The 18,778-nt window shown below is 54.8% G+C and carries 15 protein-coding genes; 11 read left to right on the forward strand and 4 right to left on the reverse strand.

The features are described from left to right. The first annotated feature begins 70 nt into the window (after window positions 1–70). From RS694_RS02860 to RS694_RS02885, 6 genes are all read left to right on the forward strand, one after another. The gene (locus tag RS694_RS02860) at window positions 71–3,178 is read left to right on the forward strand and encodes a hypothetical protein (RefSeq protein WP_051391924.1); all 3,108 of its coding nucleotides are present in this window, start codon (window positions 71–73) and stop codon (window positions 3,176–3,178) included. Between the two features lie 92 nt (window positions 3,179–3,270). Continuing rightward, window positions 3,271–5,415: a peptidase domain-containing ABC transporter gene (locus tag RS694_RS02865; RefSeq protein ID WP_029708097.1), complete on the forward strand. Its 2,145-nt coding sequence runs from the start codon at window positions 3,271–3,273 to the stop codon at window positions 5,413–5,415. Then, on the forward strand, window positions 5,412–6,764 hold the full coding sequence (locus tag RS694_RS02870) for an HlyD family type I secretion periplasmic adaptor subunit (RefSeq protein WP_076069309.1): 1,353 nt from the start codon (window positions 5,412–5,414) through the stop codon (window positions 6,762–6,764). The genes RS694_RS02865 and RS694_RS02870 overlap by 4 nt, the downstream gene beginning before the upstream one ends. Window positions 6,765–6,928: 164 nt before the next feature. Beyond that, complete coding sequence (locus RS694_RS02875; protein WP_152528830.1) at window positions 6,929–7,579, forward strand: hypothetical protein; 651 nt, start codon at window positions 6,929–6,931, stop codon at window positions 7,577–7,579. 30 nt (window positions 7,580–7,609) lie between these two features. Further along, complete coding sequence (locus tag RS694_RS02880) at window positions 7,610–8,320, forward strand: class I SAM-dependent methyltransferase (protein ID WP_051391923.1); 711 nt, start codon at window positions 7,610–7,612, stop codon at window positions 8,318–8,320. A gap of 37 nt (window positions 8,321–8,357) precedes the next feature. Beyond that, window positions 8,358–9,662 (forward strand): bifunctional glycosyltransferase/class I SAM-dependent methyltransferase, encoded by a 1,305-nt coding sequence (locus tag RS694_RS02885; protein ID WP_051391922.1) that lies wholly within the window; start codon window positions 8,358–8,360, stop codon window positions 9,660–9,662. Here the strand turns inward: RS694_RS02885 and RS694_RS02890 are convergent. Genes RS694_RS02890 through RS694_RS20210 form a run of 4 tightly spaced genes read right to left on the reverse strand, consistent with a single transcriptional unit; the run spans window position 9,659 to window position 14,162 of the window. Further along, window positions 9,659–10,450, reverse strand: coding sequence for an FkbM family methyltransferase (locus tag RS694_RS02890; protein WP_029708088.1), 792 nt, complete (start codon window positions 10,448–10,450; stop codon window positions 9,659–9,661). The genes RS694_RS02885 and RS694_RS02890 overlap by 4 nt on opposite strands. Before the next feature lie 17 nt (window positions 10,451–10,467). After that, window positions 10,468–11,247 carry a glycosyltransferase family 2 protein gene (locus RS694_RS02895; protein ID WP_029708086.1) on the reverse strand — a complete coding sequence of 260 codons (780 nt, stop codon included), beginning with the start codon at window positions 11,245–11,247 and terminating at the stop codon, window positions 10,468–10,470. Continuing rightward, entirely contained in the window at window positions 11,235–12,566 is a 1,332-nt protein-coding gene (locus tag RS694_RS02900; RefSeq protein WP_029708085.1) for a hypothetical protein, read from the reverse strand. The genes RS694_RS02895 and RS694_RS02900 overlap by 13 nt, the downstream gene beginning before the upstream one ends. Before the next feature lie 33 nt (window positions 12,567–12,599). Further along, a complete protein-coding gene (locus RS694_RS20210) occupies window positions 12,600–14,162 on the reverse strand; it encodes a glycosyltransferase family 92 protein (protein ID WP_156876167.1) in 1,563 nt (520 codons plus the stop codon). Window positions 14,163–14,468: 306 nt separating this feature from the next. On the opposite strand from RS694_RS20210, the gene RS694_RS02915 reads away from it, so the two are divergent. Genes RS694_RS02915 through RS694_RS02935 form a run of 5 tightly spaced genes read left to right on the forward strand, consistent with a single transcriptional unit; the run spans window position 14,469 to window position 18,775 of the window. Then, complete coding sequence (locus RS694_RS02915) at window positions 14,469–15,419, forward strand: NAD-dependent epimerase/dehydratase family protein (protein ID WP_029708083.1); 951 nt, start codon at window positions 14,469–14,471, stop codon at window positions 15,417–15,419. 26 nt (window positions 15,420–15,445) lie between these two features. After that, entirely contained in the window at window positions 15,446–16,033 is a 588-nt protein-coding gene (locus RS694_RS02920) for an SIS domain-containing protein (RefSeq protein WP_152528829.1), read from the forward strand. Between the two features lie 8 nt (window positions 16,034–16,041). Continuing rightward, on the forward strand, window positions 16,042–17,028 hold the full coding sequence (locus RS694_RS02925; RefSeq protein ID WP_029708079.1) for a GDP-mannose 4,6-dehydratase: 987 nt from the start codon (window positions 16,042–16,044) through the stop codon (window positions 17,026–17,028). Beyond that, a complete protein-coding gene (locus RS694_RS02930) occupies window positions 17,025–17,858 on the forward strand; it encodes a transketolase (RefSeq protein WP_051391921.1) in 834 nt (277 codons plus the stop codon). The genes RS694_RS02925 and RS694_RS02930 overlap by 4 nt, the downstream gene beginning before the upstream one ends. Continuing rightward, window positions 17,855–18,775: a transketolase family protein gene (locus RS694_RS02935; RefSeq protein ID WP_029708075.1), complete on the forward strand. Its 921-nt coding sequence runs from the start codon at window positions 17,855–17,857 to the stop codon at window positions 18,773–18,775. Before RS694_RS02930 ends, RS694_RS02935 begins: the two co-directional genes overlap by 4 nt. The last annotated feature ends 3 nt before the right edge of the window (window positions 18,776–18,778 follow it).

Here is an 18,778-nt window from a genome sequence, read left to right on the forward strand (position 1 = left end):
AAAGAATAATCAGGCCTAAATGCCGTTCTTTTCTCTATGAGCACTTCCAGCAAGCCCGGATACTTAACGCATGTGGTTTCTCTCTTTTCTGTTCGGAACCCTGTTTGGCGATAAATTATTTGGAATCCATTTAGATCGGCTTTTCGGGGGCATCTTCTCGAATCACTTCTTTGGAGTTGATTCGCTGGTAGACGCGCTCGTGAACAATGGGTTGGTTGTTTCTGTCCCAACCCCTACTTCACCTCCCTCGGGACTGACCACGGACGCCATTGCGGCATTGACGACCGACCAAGTGCAGGCGTTGACCACAGCGGTCATTGCCTCGCTGAACACGGATCAGGTTCGCGCATTTACGACAGACGGGATCGCGGCTTTTCTGCCGGGGCAGTTGGCGGCCCTGAATTCCACTGATGTGGCTGCGCTCAGGACCGATCAAGTGGTGGCATTGACCACCTTCCAGTTTTCCGGCCTTCCGACCGCGACCATTAATGCCTTGACCAGTGACCAAGTCATGGTGATTGAGACCCGGGACATTCAGGCGCTGACCACGGGTCAAATTGCCAAACTAGCCACCGCCACTATGGCGGCACTAACAACCGATCAGATTCAGGCGCTTAAAACAGGGCAAATCAAGGCACTGAACACGGCGGATGTTGCTGCGTTAACGACTGATCAGGCGATGGCTCTGACTACAGATCAAATCGTGGCTTTGACGACGGTACAGTTTTCTGTGCTGAGTACAGATGATGTGGCCGTACTCAGCACAGATCAAATTGCCGCTATTGAAACAGCAGATATCGCGGCCCTGAAAACAACGCAAATTAGAGCCCTTACGACGGATCAAGTGGTGGCACTGACCACAGACCAGATCCGCTCGCTATCAACTGCCACGGTAATCACCTTGACAAGTGATCAAGTGGTTGCGATTGAAACAAGAGATATTCAGGCGTTGACCACGGCCCAGATCGCCAAATTGACAACGGCCGCCGTGGCGGTCCTGACCACCGACCAGATTCAGTCCCTGAAAACGGGACAAATACAGGCGCTGAATACGGGGGATGTCGCCGCATTGACAACGGATCAGGCGGTAGCCCTGACAACGGATCAAATCGTGGCATTGACGACCGCGCAGTTTGCTGTGCTGAGCACGGATGACATGTCCGTGCTCAGCACAGATCAAATTGCCGCCATTGAAACGGCCGACGTTGCGGCGCTGAAAACGGCGCAGGTTTCAGCCCTTACTACGGATCAAGTGGTGGCGTTGACCACAGACCAGATCAGGGCGTTGTCCACTGCCATGGTGAACGCCTTGACAAGTGATCAACTGGTCGCGATTGAGACCCGAGATATTCAAGCACTGACCACGAGCCAGATTGTCAAATTGACCACGGCGGCGGTGGTTGTACTGACCACTGATCAGATACAGGCTCTTGGAACAAGGCAAGTACAAGCGTTGACGACTGCGGATGTCGCTGTACTGACGACTGATCAGACGGTAGCCCTGACCACGGATCAGGTCGTGGCCCTGACTACGGCGCAGTTTGCCGTTCTGAGTACGGACGATGTGGTCGTGCTTAGCACGGATCAAATTGTGGCTATTGAAACAGTCGATATCGCTGCGCTGAAGACGACGCAGGTGTCAGTTTTGACTACGGATCAGGTCGTGGCACTCACGACGGCACAGATACGGGCACTATCTACCGCTGCGGTGGTAGCCCTGACCACTGATCAGATTGTGGCCATTGAGACGCAGGATATTGCTGCATTGACGACTCGCCAGATTGTGGCCATTGAGACGCGGGATATCGCAGTACTCACTACGGACCAGGTGCAGGCGTTGACCACTGCGCAACTTGCCGCGTTGACCAGCGCTCAGCAGGCAGTGTTGCCACTCGTTCCTTTGAATATCCCCAGTCTGACTACCGCACAGATAGCTGCACTCACTGTTGCGCAGATCGTGGGGTTGACGACGGATCAAATCGTATCTCTGTCGACCGCACAGGCGGCTGCGATTTCGACCGCGGGGGTGGCCGCACTCACATCGGACGAACTAGTCGCTTTTGAAACTGAAGATTTGGCCGCATTGACGAATGCCCAGATTGCTGCGCTGACGTCGGGGCAAACTGTGATTTTCTCCACCACACAAGTGGAGTCTTTTACGAGCGACCAGATATCGGCGTTTACCACTTCGGCGTATCAGCAGCTTGATACATCGGGCACGCCCATCATTTTTGACTTGAATGGAGATGGGGTGAGAACCTTGGGCATTAGTGCCGGTGTGAAGTTTGACTTGTTTGCAGATGGCACAGCCATTAATACGGGCTGGGTCAGCGGGGGTGATGGCCTGTTGGTAATGGACCGTAACCATGACGGGGTAATTAACGACGGCTCCGAGCTGTTTGGCTCATCGACTCGCCTGGCCAATGGCGAGAAGGCCAAAGACGGTTACGCAGCCTTGCGCGAACTGGACACCAATAATGATGGATACATCACCAATGAAGACGCGGCATACGCAGATTTACGCTTGTGGGTAGACAGCAATTCGGATGGTTTGAGTAGTGCAGGTGAAATCAGAACGCTGGAGTCTCTGGGTATTGCCAAGATCAGTGTCAACGCAAAGGTCGGCACTGCAATCGACAACGGCAATATCCTGGGGTTGACATCCAGTTATGAAACAACGGACGGTGTGAGCCACGATGCTGCAGATGTCTGGTTTCGTGTGGACAAAGTGCCCGTCAGTCCGGTGTCGGTGGACACTGCAATTGCTGCTTTGAGTACTGGCGTGTCCGCAGCAGGATTGGCAGATACCACCTATGTGGCACCGCCAAGCGTACCAGCGGTCCTGCCGCAAGTCCAAGTGGCCCCGATCGTTCCGCCAGCAGTATTGAGCGGTGATGGCTTGCGCTCCAAGGTAAGTGGCATGGTGCAAGCCATTGGATCGTTTGCTGACGCTCCGACATATGTCACGTCGGGAATGCCACGAATGGATGCCCCTTCTGCCAGTGGCGCCTTAGTCACTCGAACAGTTCTCAGTATGGTCGATGTGATGAAGCAATTTGATGTCAATGGCAACCCAATTGGCAACTTGACAACTCCATCCGCAACGGCAGTCCAGTCCTTGACTGGGGGGCGCTTGCAAAACACCAATGCCAACGGCTTTCTCGCTGCAGAGGGTTGATTCTAATTAAGGTGTGAATTGCCGCCAAATGCGCTGATTGACGGCGGGCCTGCCGTGTTGAAATATTTGTTCCCTGATCGGGAACATCAACCATGGCAGATCGCTTTCCTCATACAACCATTCAGTGCCTGGCGGCGCTTGCACAGCATCATCGCCTGGCGATCAACCCTGAGCGGCTGATTGAGGACTATGCGCTGCAGGCGGAAGAGCCGCCGACGGCGACGGTACTGCGGATTGCGGCTGATATCGGCTTGAAGGCCCGGGCAGACAAGTTCACCTGGGATAGCCTGCAAGCGCAAGGTGGGGTGTTTCCTCTCATCGCGCGCATGGCGGATGGGAATTGCGTCATCGTCATGGCCACTTCAGACAAAGCTGGCGGACAAGTCGCGATTCTGAATCCTCTGGCCGACAACCCTACAGAAGTGCTGTTTGTTGATCGTGAGAAATTCTGCGCTCAATGGAAGGGCGATGTTTTTCTGATGAAGCGCGTCTTTAGCGCCAATGAAGAAAAACAACCATTTGGCTTTCGATGGTTCATTCCTGAGATCCTCAAACAGAAAGCCGCATTCCGGGACATCGCGATAGCAGCGATTGCGCTGCACTTTCTGGGCTTGGCCTCGCCCATGTTCTTCCAACTGGTGATCGATAAGGTTCTGGTGCACCAGAGCGAATCCACGTTGTGGACGTTGGGCATAGGCGTCACGATTGCATTGGTGTTTGAATCATTGTTCGGATTTTTGCGGCAAATACTGACACTTGCAGCCTCCAACAAGATTGATATGCGCCTGACGCGCCGTGTTTTCTCGCATCTGCTGTCGCTACCCATTGATTATTTTGAAACGACAACTGCGGGTGTGATTACACGTCACATGCAACAGGTGGAGAAAATCCGGGCATTTCTGACCGGGCGCATGTTTTTCACGGTTCTTGATGCAACCTCTTTGTTTATCTTTTTGCCGATTTTGTTCGCCTATTCCGTGAAGCTGGCGATGGTCACGCTGGCATTTACACTGATGATTGCGGCCATTGTTATGGCCATGGTGCCGATCTACCAGCGACGCCTCAATGATCTGTATACGGCGGAAGGGCAGCGCCAGTCGATGATGGTGGAAACCATTCATGGCATGCGCACGGTCAAGGCGCTGGCTATCGAACCTGCCCAGCGTCGGCAATGGGATCAGCGCTCTGCGCAATCCATCAATATGCACTTCCGGGTTGGTAAGCTGGGCATTACGGGAAATACGATCACCGATTTCTTGGGCAAACTGTTACCTATTGTCATCATCGTGATGGGTGCCCAAGAGGTGTTTGATCAGACCCTTTCGGTGGGTGCATTGATAGGGTTTCAGATGATTTCCGGACGGGTCATTTCTCCGCTGATGGCGATTGTCGGGTTAGTGAATGATTACCAGGAAACAGTATTGTCGGTACGCATGTTGGGCGAAATCATGAATCGCGCGCCTGAAGGACGTGCCGGCGCTGGCGGCCTTCGTCCAGAGCTGGTCGGGGAAATCTCCTTCGAGGATGTCACTTTCAGGTATCCGGGCTCCAGTGCCACTGCTTTGGATCATGCCAGTCTGACTATCCAGGCAGGTACCGTAGTGGGTGTAGTGGGCCGTAGCGGTTCCGGAAAAACTACCTTGACAAAGTTGATCCAAGGGCTTTACAACGTACAAGAAGGCATTGTTAGATTCGACAGAATCGATGCGCGCGAGATAGAGCTGCCGCATTTGCGCCGCCAAATCGGCGTCGTCTTGCAAGAAAACTTCTTGTTTCGCGGCACAGTGCGTGACAACATTGCAGCAGCGAGGCCTGAGGCCACTTTTGAAGAGATTGTTGCTGCGGCAGATGCCGCGGGAGCGTCAGAGTTTATTGAGCGGCTGCCACAGGGCTATAGCACTCTACTGGAAGAAGGCGCCACCAATTTGTCCGGTGGACAGAAACAGAGGTTGTCCATTGCACGCACGCTGGTGACCAAACCCCGTATTCTGATTCTGGACGAAGCCGCCAGTGCGCTGGATCCAGAAAGTGAAGCCATCTTCATCCGAAATCTTTCGCGGATCGCTGTTGGGCGTACCGTCATCATGATTTCCCATCGGTTGTCCACGCTGGTGAATGCCGACGCCATACTGGTCATGCAGCAGGGCCGTCTGGTGGACAGCGGTCGCCACGCAGAGTTGCTGACGCGCAGTGAAACATACCAGCAGCTCTGGAACCAACAGACAAGCCACATATGAAAACGTCGTGGTCCATCTTTCGTTGGGGTAAGGGCGGCAAAACGGCGATCGACTATTTGCCGGATGCAGATGAAATCGAGCGAAGCCCTTTGCCGCCGTTTGCCCAGGTGACCATGCACATCCTGATTTCAGGTGTGGTGGCGTTTGGCTTATGGGCCAGTTTCGCAAAACTTGACCAGGTAGTTGTTGCGCAAGGGAGCCTGGTGAACCCGCTACCCAATATCGTTGTGCAACCCCTTGAGACTTCCATCATCCAGAGTATCGATGTGCGAGTGGGGCAGGTTGTCAAAAAGGGAGATGTTCTGGCGAAGCTGGACTCTACGTTTGTGCGTGCAGACGACAACCAGCTGCGTGTACGGCTGGATAGTCTGGAGCGGCAGGCGAAAGGTCTGCAACAGGAGTTGTCTGGGCAGGTCTCTCTCAATCGTGAGGATGCCAGTGCGGATGGGCAGCTCCAGGCTGACCTGCTCTCAGAGCGACGGGCGAACTACAAAGCCCAGCGGCTAAAAATGGATGAGACCGCGGCGAAGTTACGCGCAGCGCTGGCGACCAATCGACGTGACCAAGGGCTTGCGGCCTCTCGCTTGAAGGCGCTCAGAGAAATTGAATCAATGCAGGAGAAGTTGGTCGCTCAAAAGATTGGGGCTCCACTGCAGTTGATGGAGGCACAGATCAAGAGCAAGGAAGTTGAGCGTGATTTGGCGCAAGTGTCGAATCGAGAGCAGGAAATACTGCGCGAGCTGGCCGCTTTCGAAGCCGAAAAAACCGCCTTCGAAAGAGGTTGGCGCCAAAAAGCGATGGAGGAGTTGCTAACCGTTTCCCGTGAACGCGACGCGCTGAACGAGCAACTTCAAAAAGCGGATAAACGGCACAATCTGGTCACCATGGAAGCGCCGGAAGATGCTGTGGTGCTGGACATCATCAAATTGTCCCCGGGGTCCATTGTGCGAGAGGCAGAAACATTCTTCACTTTGGTTCCCCTCAACAGCATTTTGGAGGCAGAGGTTCGTATTGACTCCGTGGATATCGGATATATCAAGCCAGGACACCCGGTTCATTTGAAAATCGATGCCTTCCCTTTTCAAAAGCACGGTTCGATTGATGCCAAGATACGCACCATCAGTGAAGATGCATTTCGTCGCGACGCCTCTGCGAAGGGGGCGGCGGATGTGTACTACAGTGCGCGTATCACCCTGGGGGACACCAAGCTCAAGAATATGCGTGAAGGGGCACGGCTATTGCCGGGCATGACGTTAAGTGCCGAAATCGTGGTGGGTGAGCGGTCGGTGATGTCGTATTTGTCCTGGCCATTGACCAAGGGGTTGAATGAGGCGGGGCGGGAGCCTTAAGCAGAATGGAAGCCAACAAGTTACAGATATATCAAATCGCATACGACACGGCTTCTCTGGAGTCCGTTCAAAAGAGCGGTTTTTTGCTCCTGGACAACTTGTCCAATAGGCGCCCTGACTGGTATGAGTATTGGCCCATCAGGAGCTACCTCTCGAGCCATGTTATGGATGAAGATGCATGGTATGGATTCTTTTCCCCCAAGTTCTCTGAAAAGACAGGACTGGGAATCGCTGATATTCAGGCCTTTGTAGACAAAGTCACCACGACAAAAGAGGTGGATGTCGTACTGTTCTCGCCCCAGCCTGATATGGGGGCGCATTTTCTGAATGTCTTTGAACAGGCAGAAATGTTCGATACCGGATTCATACAAACGGCAAAGAACTTCCTCGCCACGGTAGGTATGCAATTGCCCCTGGAGGGCATTGTTATGGATTCGCGCCAGATCGTGTTCTCCAACTATTTCATAGCCAAACCTGCGTTTTGGAGGGAGTGGTTTCAGTTAACGGAAATGCTTTTCGCGGTCGCGGAGAACCCCGCGCATCCTCTGCATGCAGAACTAACCACCAACACCTCTTACTCGGAAAACTCCCACCGCAAGGTGTTCTTGATGGAGCGTATAGCTTCATTACTGCTTTTTCTGAGACCAGAATACAAAGTCGCTGTCGCCAACACGTTCCAGTTTTCATGGTCTATGAGCAAGCTGAGGCAAAGCCCCGAAAAAGCCTATATCAGTGATGCGCTCAAAATCGCATTCAAGGAGCTTGGATTTCCACAGTATATGGATGCCTTTCGGAAAATTCGCCAAAGTCTCTGAGCAACGGCCCAAAGAAAAAGACAACATCTTATGAATGAAAACACACAAGGGCGCCTGCTGGATTTCTTTGAGAATCACGAGCACCGAATCATCCATAAGTGGATGCATTACTTTGAGATATATGAGCGACATTTCTCAAAGTTCCAAGGACAAGAAGTCTCGGTTCTGGAGTTCGGCGTGCTGCATGGTGGATCGCTGCAAATGTGGCGGCACTACTTTGGCGAACGGGCACATATCTACGGTGTAGATATCAATCCACGTTGCGGAGATCTGAGCGACCCGAACATTACGGTTCTAGTGGGTAATCAGGAAGATGTTGATTCTTTGCGGACCATCAAGAATAGTCTGCCGTTGATGGACATCATCATTGACGACGGCGGCCACTCGATGCTGCAGCAGACACTGACTTTTGAAGAGCTCTATGGTCACTTGAAGGAGGGAGGCATTTACTTGTGTGAAGACATGCACACAAGTTACTGGCCCGAGTTTGGTGGTGGTTATCGAAAACCCGATAGCTTCATGGAGTACTCCAAAAAGCTGATTGACCAATTGAATGCATGGCATTCACGAGGGGAGGGATTGGCTGTAGATGCATTTGCCGAGACTACGTTCGGGATGCACTATTACGACAGTATTCTGGTGATTGAAAAGCGGAAAATCAATCCTCCGCACGCGCGCATGAAAGGGACTCCTTCTTTTCCGCTAACGCCGGGCGCTATGGCTGTGCACGAGAAGGGGTAGCGAAGTGGAGAACTATCGACCCACTGAGCCACAGAGCATGGCGCCTGAGAATATCCCGGTTGTCGTGGTTTCTTACAACGCGCCCGACATCCTGGAGATTTTGCTACGGTCTTTCAGGCAGTTCTACCAAAACAAGATATACGTCATTGACGGATCTTCTGACGCTTTCTCGACGCCCATTCGGCAGGTGGCATCGGCTGTTGAGGGGGTGGAGCTTATATCTTTCGGGTACAACATTCACCATGGGCCGGGGATGGCTTGGGCGATTAGAAACTTGCCGATCAATGGCAAGGTTCTCTTTTTGGACTCTGATGTGGAGGTCCTAGCTGCGGGTTTCATTGAGTCACTTGACAGTTACCTTGCGCCCGGTATGTACGGTGTGGGCAACGTCCTCAGCGTCAACCGATCGGGATTGAATCGCCCGGACGAGGCGCAAGTGGCTTACCTACACCCCTCCTGCATGTTGTGCAATATGGAGGTCATGCGACAGTGGCCGTTGCCCATCAAACATGGTGCCCCCATGTTGCAAACCATGCTGACATTGCAGGAAGCTGGTGCTTCCTTGTTGATCCGGCATGTCGAGTGGGTCAAGAATGACAATACCTCTGGGGCAAACAGGATCTACATCAAACATGACTGGCAAGGCACTGTTCAGCGCACGGGAGGCTACCATTACGAGGCCCCCTCCGATCTTCGATACAACAGAGATTTGCTGAGTTGCATTCCCGCAAATGCCAAAAAAATCATTGAAGTAGGGTGCAACACGGGAGCGTTGGCCCGGGCGTATCGCAGCACCAATCCACTATGTCGCTACCTGGGCATTGAGATAAATGCTGCGGCTTTGAGTGAGGCCAGAGCCCATTGCGACTTTGTATGGGACTTGAATATTGAGCAGGTCGCAGACGAATTTCTCGAGGCCGAGCGGGATTGTGATTGCTGGATTTTTGGTGATGTTCTGGAGCACCTGATAGATCCGTGGGCGGTTCTGGAAAGAATTCGTAAGGTCATGCCCGAGCATGCCGTTTTACTGGCATGTATTCCCAATGTTCAGCATTGGAGTGTGCAAGCGCGCATTTCTGTTGGGAACTTTGTATATGAGCCTTATGGGCTGTTGGATAAGACGCACTTGCGCTGGTTTACACGCAAAACCATTACCCAAATGTTTGAAGGGGCCGGATACAGAATCAATGCCCTGATGCCGCGTATTTTTGAAGATCCAGCACGGGAAAAATTTATGCCCTTGATTCACGCGATGGCCCAAGCGGCGGGTGATGATCCGGCCATAGCATGTCAAGATGCGCTCGCACTGCAATACATCGTGCATGCACATGCAATGCGCTAGCGTACACGGGCCATTTGTATCGTAGATGCCTCAATCTTGAATTGAATTTGCCGCTGACATAGGGGGTGTTGGGCAATCAACTCATCCTGGATAGCGAAGCACTCGTAGCCCAAATGGGCCAGGAAGTCCAGGAGTTCCTTGCGCCTTTCCTGAAACCAGTCGAGATTCCATGCCTCCAAGAGCATGGGCGGATATTGGTGTTTTTCCAGGAATTTCACTGCGCCCTTGAGCACCTGCAGTTCCAGGCCTTCCACGTCAATCTTTATCAAAGACGGACTTTTCGGAACATCGAGGTTGTCAAGGCAGGCTAATCGCACAGCATGCCCCTGGTCTTTGCCATCAATGGCAACCGGCCCCAGGTGCGAATGCGCGTCCTGATCAAGTGTGAATCCTCCGATATTCTTGGAATCCTTGTAGTTGATAGAGGGAATCAGCACGCTGCCCTCCGTGTCGCCAATTGCCATGTTGAATGGAAAAACATTGTCTAATCGATTTAGAAAGGCATTTCCGCATAACTGGTAGAACACGATGCGTTGCGGTTCATAGGCATACACCATGCCGTCCATGCTGGCAACATCTTTGGCGATGGGGATGGTGTAAGCCCCCAGATTGGCGCCAATATCCATGATGAACGGCGCAGCCTCGTCTTGATAAAACATCTTGCTGATCGCCAGTAGCGGAGATGCCCAGGTTCCTGTGGAATAGATGGTCTTGGACACCGCATCATCGGTGGAGAACAGCAAGAAATCAGCGGAATCGGTGCGGACTAAGTTGACGCGTGGCAGCATGGTAGGCCCGTTCTTGATTAGAAAAATTCCAGTGCCAAAGTAGTCCCGGCGCTTGCGATCAAGGCCTGCCGGGCAAGGCGTGTATCCATATTGGGCGCTTTGTGTTTGCGGTACAGATGCATCATGGTCTCCATGATTTTTTCGTTATGGGAGTTTCCCCTGCGCATGTTTTCGGGCGTGTCTGCTACCGATTTGTGAATGATGACGGAGTCCAGGGGGGCATACGTCAAATCATGGTCTTGCAGGCATTTGAGTAAAAAATCCCAATCTTCGTAAATTGCCATGTCGGACTCGTGCTGAAGATGCGCAATAACATCCCTGCGGTAGACCAGGCAGCTATTGGGAATTCTGTTGCGGATGTAGACGCTGTCACGTGTCACGCCCGAGATTGAAATGGGTTCTAGCGACAGCTGTGTCGGAGGCGAGGTCGTTCGTGTTTCATTGCATACCTGAAAGTCATGAAACAGGAGTGCTGGCGAATGGTCACCAATGCAGCGGGCCAGTACTTCAAGGTGGTTTGGCGCATAAGTATCGTCGTCATCCAGAAATAAGACGTATTTGGAGCGTGCAATCGAGACTCCCATATTTCTGCTTTCCGCCGGCCCTTCGTTGCCGCTGCGGATGATGTACACATACTGCCCTTTGAGCAACAGAAGCTCTTCGTAAGGGGGGACATACGCTGCGGAGTCGTCCACAATGATGACCGTGAAGTTTCGATAGGTCTGCGCGATCAGGGACCGCAGCGTGCGCTGCAGCAAGGCCGGCCTATTGTGTGTAGGAATAATTATGGTGAACATGTTGTATCTCCTGTTTGGCTGGTGTGGCCTTCGGCGTTGTCCCGGCTGGCGCATACCTCTCTCACAACGCGGGCGAACTCCTGTTGAGAGAATTTTTCGACGTAGAAGGTGCGCGCCAGAGCGCTGAAACTTGCATGCTGAGGGACAACTTCCTTAAGCAGCCGGGGTAAGGCTGATGTGTCCGACCATTCCAGCGACTTGCTGGCATAAAGCGAATTGGATCCGATAGCCGGCCCTTGGTCGTTAACGCGATAAAAGAGCACGGGATACCCACATCCTTGTGCTTCTATGGCTGCACGTCCTCCTCCAATGGGGGCCGACCCGATGTAGACGTGGGCATCCAGGTGCAGCAACGTTTCCCAGAGGGATGTGACGTTGCCCAAGGCAACAAAGCGTTCTGGAGCAATGCCGCGATTTTGCAAATGCACCCGAATCTCCGCAATCCAGTCTGCACCCAGTTCGCCGATATGAAAGAACTGCCCGTCCAGTGATTCCAATACGGACGCTACGATGCATTGCAGTGCCATTGGGCCCGTGCGGATGTACTTCACATGGGTTCCGCAGGTTACTGCAGAGAAATTGTTGTTTTCAATGGGCCTGAATGACTTCAGACCTCCATCTGGAACGAATAGCGGGAGCACCCAGGCGGGCCTGTGTAAATGGGTTGAGCAGACGTGTGCCATTTCTTCCACAAAGTCCACGTGCGCTACCTGTTCAAGCGTGCTGCCCAAACTGGGGTTGTGGTCGCAATGGTGAATCAGGGTCTTGTTTGACTGCACATGGCCCAGTGTTCCGACAAAGGGAATGGGGTCTTCGTGGTGGTTAACGTAGAAAATATTCTTGGGATTCAAACGCCTCGTCAGTTGGCCTAAAGCCTGACATTTGGCCCAAAGCGTACGTTGTGGCAACACGATGACCGGCATCGCGGCAAACGCGTCCAGTACCCAGTTCAGATAGTCCGGGGTGTTGCGGAACCTCCAGTACATGTCCGTCAGTACCAAAGTAGGGGAGGGAACCTCTTTCACAAGATCCGCGATCACACGCGAGTGCCCACCCACCTGGTAAATCTCACTCGCGACAATCAATGTGTTTTCCGTGGGCGTTGGAGCGGGTTGCTCGAACTGCTCGTGAAAAATCACTTCGGACAGCGTCTGCATCTGCTGGTCCAACTTGGGGTAGTAGAGAAAATTACGCGCAACTGTTTCCAGTTTGTGGTGCCCATGCACTCCAACCATGATGTTGGCAAGTGCCTCGTTATAACGAAGCCCGGCAATATGGTTATCTATCTCGGGTTCGATAAGCGGTAAGTTGGCAAACATCACTGTTGTCCCATGCGTAAACGAAGCGGCTGCTCAAGGCGCGATGTAGAGAACACCGTCGGCTTTTACTCCAAGGGTGTGAAGGTGTTGCAGCCCGGCAGTCATATTGAAGTTGCGATCTGTCGTGGGAACAAAATTGTCGATGTGCTCCAGGCTCTCTTTGCCAAATACGAAGGTTCCGACAAGAAATTGGGCATGAATGTGGTACATCCGCGGAGACAGCAGGAGTAACGATTGTCCCGGGATGCCAATTTTGTGTTCTTCCAGATCATCGGAATTCTGGTGGGCTTGTGGCCAGAACCACAGTGGTGTGCTGAGAACCAATTTGGATTCTGGCCCCAGCGAATTCAATAAATCTGTCAACAACTGTTTGGCAGGGGCCGGCTCCAAGTGCTCTATGACATCGAACAGGCAAATCAAGTCATAAGCCTGTAGGGACTCCATGGGCAGATCCTGGGCCAAACCATGCCAGATGTTCCGGTAGTGGCCTTGGCTGAATAGTTCCGTATTGCAGCATGCGTCCCAGAAGCCATCGATGCCATCCACCTGCCAATGCTGCAGTGCGGGATTGGTTTTGACGATACGCCCCAAGTCACCGAGGCCAAAGCCGATGTCGAGCAACGACACATTGCGTGCAGGGTTTGGGAAGATGTGTCCGACGATCTCTTTGAGGCCCACAGAGTTGCCGGCAAAGCGGTATTCCCCGGGTGGGATGGTTTGGACCAGGTGGTAGTCCTGCACAATGGCCCGCACACCCGCTGCGGGCGAAGGGGGCGATTTTTCGGTCGTCAAGTAGTGCGTCAATTCGGACACCTTGTCTTTCAAACGGGGTAACAATGCGCGCGCCACGCCGTCATCTTCTTCATTGTGGTCGTGGTTGGCGAAGAATTCGTCCTGCCGCCGCACGCCTTGGGGAAGGTCGGCGGCTCCCATGCCCTGTTTGATTTTGAAGAAGAAATCCCGGCTTTGCACGACATAGTGGTTGATGCGGAAGTGGTCGTAGGTGGGCTCGTAGTCCAGCATGCAGCCGTGGGTGATGGGGCGCATGCGTTCATCGAAAGTGCCCAGCGCCGTTTCAAACATATGGGAGCGGTTAGGGTTGGCATCGGCTCCACCTTTGACGATGGACTTAATGTGCCGGTTCGGTGAAAAGTCGGACTGGCTGTGCCGCGGGTAGTTTTCCAGCACCAAGCCGCTGGGGTCCGCCACATGGCCGTTGCTGCCGTAGCACTTCCAGTACACGCCCAGGGCAGACAGCGGTTTGTCGTTGTAGGGCGCCAATGCGTCTTGGATGGATGAGGTCTGCGTGGGAAACAGAAACTCGTCGCCGTCAATGAACGCCATCCAGTCCACGGCTTTGCCGAAATTCGTCCATGCGTGCTGGTAGGCATGGATCTGGGGGAAATCATCTTCTTCCAGCGCGAAAACATGGATGGGGTAGCGTTTGCCCAGCTGGAGCAGCTTCTCCGTCATGCCATCGGTGGTCTTGTGGCAGTAGATATAAAACTGGTTGAAACCCATCGCGAGGTGGAAAGCGATCCACTCGATGATGTAGGGGTTTCGATTGCGTTGAATCGAGGCAATGGCAATTTTCACGGAGACGTCCTTGGATGCATCGGTGCGCAAAACCCACGCGGCTGACTACTGACTATAAGGTGGGCGCCACGCCATGATGCGCGCAAATAAGGCCGGAAATGCCACCCATCAATGAATCAGGCGCCGTGGCATCTACGGTAGAGTGACGTGTAATGACGGTGCGTGCGGGGGTCCCTCTAATTCTGGAATTACCCTCCCATTGCCCCTCAAAAGGGCGCCTTGCCGCAAAAACGCTTCCGCTAGAGTTCGCTCTGGGCAGGGGGCGTGTGCCGTGGCACTGTCCAAAACCGAATGGAAAACAGCAATATGAAACTTCTTGTCACCGGTGGATGTGGTTACAAAGGGCACGTTCTGGTGCCCAAACTGTTGAAACGCGGCTATGACGTCGTCGTTCTGGACACGGTCTGGTTTGGTAATTTTCTGGCGCCGCACCCCCAACTGACGGTGATCCAGGGGGATGTACGCGACATTGACGCCATCTCGCTGGACGGTGTGGACGGCATCATCCACCTGTCTTCCATCGCCAACGACCCCTGCGGGGACCTGAACCCCAAATTGACCTGGGAAGTGAGTGCCCTGGCCACCATGCAGTTGGCCGACAAAGCGCGCCGCCATGGCGTGAAGCGCTTCATCTATGCATCGTCCGGCAGTGTCTATGGCATCAAGGACGAGCCGCAGGTCACCGAAGATCTGGAGCTCAAACCCATTTCCGAATACAACAAGACCAAGATGGTTGGCGAGCGGGTATTGCTGAGCTACGCCGACGACATGTGCGTTCAGATCGTGCGCCCTGCCACCGTCTGTGGGTATTCGCCGCGCATGCGGCTGGACGTGTCTGTCAACATGCTGACCATGCAGGCGCTGTCCAAAGGCAAGATCACCGTGTTCGGCGGTGCGCAAACCCGGCCCAACATCCATATCGACGACATTACCGATGTCTACCTGCATCTGCTTGATCACCCGGAAGTCACCGGCGTCTACAACGCGGGCTTCGAGAACATCTCCATCCTGGACATCGCCAACCTGGTCACCAAGCATGTGCCGGTGGAGGTGGTGGTGACAGAGTCCAATGACCCGCGCTCCTACCGTGTGAACTCGGACCGCCTGCTGGCAACCGGGTACAAGCCCAAAAAGACGGTGGAAGACGCCATTCAGGAAATCATCCAGAAATTCCGCAGCGGCGAACTCAAAGACGAGCCGCATTTCCACAACCTGCACTGGATGCAGAAAACGGTGCTGGCGCCGGTGCCGGCCTGAAATCCATGGCAACACAGGAATTCCCCATGCCGAACAGCGACCTGTTCACCGGATACGCCCAGCGATTGGGCCAGGTGCTGGCGACGGCTGACTGGAGCGGCGTGGAGCACCTGGCGCGTGCCATGCTACGTGCCTGGCAGGAGGGGCACCAGGTGTTCTTCTGCGGCAACGGCGGCAGTGCCGGCAACGCCATTCACCTGGCCAACGACTTCGTCTACGGCATTGCGCGCACGACCGGTGGCGGCATACGTGCCCTGTCGCTGTCGGCAAACTCTGCCGTGATCACCTGCCTGGCCAACGATGTCGGTTACGACAAGATCTACTCCGAGCAGTTGGCGGTGCAGGGCGAGAAGGGGGATGTTCTCATCGTCCTGTCTGGTAGCGGCAACTCGCCCAACATTGTGGCCGTGCTGGAGCAGGCCAAGCAGATGGGCATTACGTCCTATGCGGTGCTGGGCTATAGCGGTGGAAAATGCAAGTCGCTGGCCGACGTTGCCATCCACTTCCCGGTGGACGACATGCAAATCGCTGAAGACCTGCAACTGGTGGTGGGCCACATGCTGATGCAGTGGCTGTACGAGCACCGCCCGCAGGCGACTGCGCAAGTGCAATAAGGAACTTCATGGATACCGTTTTGGTCGTTGGCAGCAACTCGTTTTCGGGCGCCAGTTTTGTGGACTATGCCCTGGGCCAGGGCGCACGTGTGGTGGGCACCAGTCGCTCGGTTGAGCCGATTCTGGCGCTGTTGCCGTACAAGTGGAGCAAGCACGACAACTTCAGCTTTCAACAACTGGATTTGAACCGGGACCTGCCCGCGATTACCGACTTGCTGCACGAACTGCAACCCGCCTATGTGGTCAACTTCGCGGCACAAAGCATGGTGGGCGAGAGCTGGGCCAACCCCGCGGACTGGTTCATGACCAATGCGGTGTCCACCGTCAAATTCCATGACGTGCTGCGCAAATGCGATTTCCTGAAGCGCTATGTCCACATTTCCACGCCCGAGGTTTACGGTAGTTGCTCTGGCTTTGTGAAGGAAGACTTTCCTTTCAACCCCAGCACACCGTATGCCGTTTCGCGCGCGGCGGCGGACATGAGCCTGCGCACGTTCCATGCTGCCTACAATTTCCCGGTGGTCAGTACCCGTGCGGCCAATGTGTATGGGCCCGGGCAGCAGCTCTACCGCATCATTCCGCGCACCATCCTGTTTATCCTGCTGGGGCGCAAGCTGCAGCTGCATGGTGGGGGCACGTCCACCCGATCCTTCATCCATATCCGCGATGTGTCGGACGCCACTTGGCGCATCATGCAAGGCGGGCGCAATGGAGATACGTACCATATCTCCACCGCCGACGTGATTTCCATCCGCGACTTGGTAGCCAAGATCTGCGACCGCTTGCGGGTGCGCTTTGAAGACCATGTGGAGATCGTCGGCGAGCGCCTGGGCAAGGATTCTGCCTACCACCTGGAGAGCTCCAAGGTGCGTAACGAGCTGGGCTGGACTGACCATGTGGCCTTTGACAAAGGTCTGGATGAATGCATTGCGTGGGTGCGCGACAACTTCGACGCGCTCAAGAACGAACCCTACGACTACCAGCACAAACCGTGAACCCCATCACAGACCCCCATGCCCTGGGCTTGATTGCCAGCCAACTGCGCGCGCGCATCATCGAAACCTCGTCCAAAACAGGCACGCCCCATCTGGGCTCCTGCCTGTCCTGCGTGGACCTACTGACCGTGCTCTATTACGCCGTGCTGCGCATCGACCCGAGTCAACCGCGCGACCCGGGGCGCGACCGTTTCATCCTGAGTAAAGGCCATGCTGCCCCGGCGCTGTTCCAGATACTGGCCATGCGCGGGTTCTACCCGGAGTCCTGGTTGGACGCCTATGGCGAAGACGGCAGTGTGTTTGCGGAGCACCCGCCCACGCCCGACCATCTGGCCGGCATCGAGGCCGCGACCGGTTCGCTCGGCCACGGCCTGCCCATGGGCCTGGGCATGGCGCTGGCGGCGCGCATCCAGAAGCGCAACTACAACGTGTACGCCGTGCTCAGCGACGGTGAATGCAATGAAGGCTCGGTGTGGGAATGCGCCATGCTGGCCGCCGCGCAGAAGGTCACCAATCTGTGCGCCATGGTCGACTTCAACAAATGGCAGGCCACCGGCCGCAGCCAGGAAGTGATGGCGCTGGATTCGCTGGTTGACAAGTGGCGTGCCTTTGGCTGGGACACCCGCGAGATCGACGGTCACGACATGGGTGCCATTCAAAAGGCACTGGCCCGTTTTCCATCCAGCAACGCCAAGCCCACGGCCATCATTGCACATACGGTGAAGGGCAAGGGCGTGTCCTTCATGGAAGACGACAACAACTGGCATTACCGCATTCCGACCGCCGAAGAAGTGCTGCTGGCCAAACGTGAACTGGGAGTGGCAGCATGAGAAACGCCTTTGCCGAAGAGATGACCTTGCTGGCGCAGGATGACCCGCGCCTGGTGCTGCTGTCCGGTGACATCGGGAACAAACTGTTTGACAAGTTCAAGGCGGTCGACGAATCGCGCTTCTACAACTGCGGTGTGGCCGAGGCCAACATGATGGGCGTCGCCGCAGGCATGGCGCTCAACGGGCTGCGCCCCTTTGTCTACACCATTACGCCATTCACGACGACGCGCTGCTTTGAGCAGATCCGTGTGGACGTGTGTTACCACCATGCACCGGTCGTGATCGTCGGTACCGGCTCGGGTCTGTCCTACGCAGAGCTGGGGCCAACCCATCATTCGCTGGAAGACATGGCCATTCTGCGCACCCTGCCCGGCATGCGTGTGCTGGCACCGTGTGATTCCACCGAGCTGCGCCTGGCTTTGCGCGCGGTGCTGCAGGACGACAGCCCGACCTATATCCGTATCGGCAAGAAGGGCGAGCCTGCCATCCATGCCACACCTCCGGTCTTCAAGCTGGGCGAAGCCATCGTTCTGCGGCCCGGCAAGGATGTCGCGCTACTGTGCGCGGGCAACATGATGGCCGAAACCCTGAAGGCTGCCGACGTTTTGGCGGCCAAGGGTGTGAGTGCCGAAGTGGTGAGCTTCCACACCGTCAAACCATTGGATGAAAAGTACCTACAAGCCGCATCGGCGCGCTTTGGCCTGGTCGCTACAGTGGAAGAGCACAGCCGCATTGGTGGCTTTGGTAGTGCCGTGTCCGAGTGGTGCGTGGCACAGAACAGCCCGCTGCGCCAGTTGAGTTTTGGCACGGACGACGTCTTCCTGCACAAGGTTGGCTCGCAGAACTATGCACGCGCCCAGTTCGGTTTGACGGCCGAGGCCATCGCTGCGCGTGTCTCGGCGTCTCTCAAGACGTAGGCG

Origin of the sequence: Rhodoferax saidenbachensis (genome assembly GCF_001955715.1) — a bacterium.
Lineage (GTDB): Bacteria > Pseudomonadota > Gammaproteobacteria > Burkholderiales > Burkholderiaceae_C > Allorhodoferax > Allorhodoferax saidenbachensis.

Excerpts from the sequence above, each read along its gene's own strand:
- RS694_RS02880 (WP_051391923.1), top strand. The coding sequence starts at position 7,610 with ATGAATGAAAACACACAAGGGCGCCTGCTGGATTTCTTTGAGAATCAC.
- RS694_RS02900 (WP_029708085.1), bottom strand. The coding sequence starts at position 12,566 with ATGTTTGCCAACTTACCGCTTATCGAACCCGAGATAGATAACCATATT.
- RS694_RS02870 (WP_076069309.1), top strand. The coding sequence starts at position 5,412 with ATGAAAACGTCGTGGTCCATCTTTCGTTGGGGTAAGGGCGGCAAAACG.
- RS694_RS02865 (WP_029708097.1), top strand. The coding sequence starts at position 3,271 with ATGGCAGATCGCTTTCCTCATACAACCATTCAGTGCCTGGCGGCGCTT.
- RS694_RS02885 (WP_051391922.1), top strand. The coding sequence starts at position 8,358 with ATGGCGCCTGAGAATATCCCGGTTGTCGTGGTTTCTTACAACGCGCCC.
- RS694_RS02925 (WP_029708079.1), top strand. The coding sequence starts at position 16,042 with ATGGATACCGTTTTGGTCGTTGGCAGCAACTCGTTTTCGGGCGCCAGT.
- RS694_RS02935 (WP_029708075.1), top strand. The coding sequence starts at position 17,855 with ATGAGAAACGCCTTTGCCGAAGAGATGACCTTGCTGGCGCAGGATGAC.
- RS694_RS02890 (WP_029708088.1), bottom strand. The coding sequence starts at position 10,450 with ATGCTGCCACGCGTCAACTTAGTCCGCACCGATTCCGCTGATTTCTTG.
- RS694_RS02920 (WP_152528829.1), top strand. The coding sequence starts at position 15,446 with ATGCCGAACAGCGACCTGTTCACCGGATACGCCCAGCGATTGGGCCAG.
- RS694_RS02915 (WP_029708083.1), top strand. The coding sequence starts at position 14,469 with ATGAAACTTCTTGTCACCGGTGGATGTGGTTACAAAGGGCACGTTCTG.
- RS694_RS02860 (WP_051391924.1), top strand. The coding sequence starts at position 71 with ATGTGGTTTCTCTCTTTTCTGTTCGGAACCCTGTTTGGCGATAAATTA.
- RS694_RS02895 (WP_029708086.1), bottom strand. The coding sequence starts at position 11,247 with ATGTTCACCATAATTATTCCTACACACAATAGGCCGGCCTTGCTGCAG.
- RS694_RS02875 (WP_152528830.1), top strand. The coding sequence starts at position 6,929 with ATGGATGAAGATGCATGGTATGGATTCTTTTCCCCCAAGTTCTCTGAA.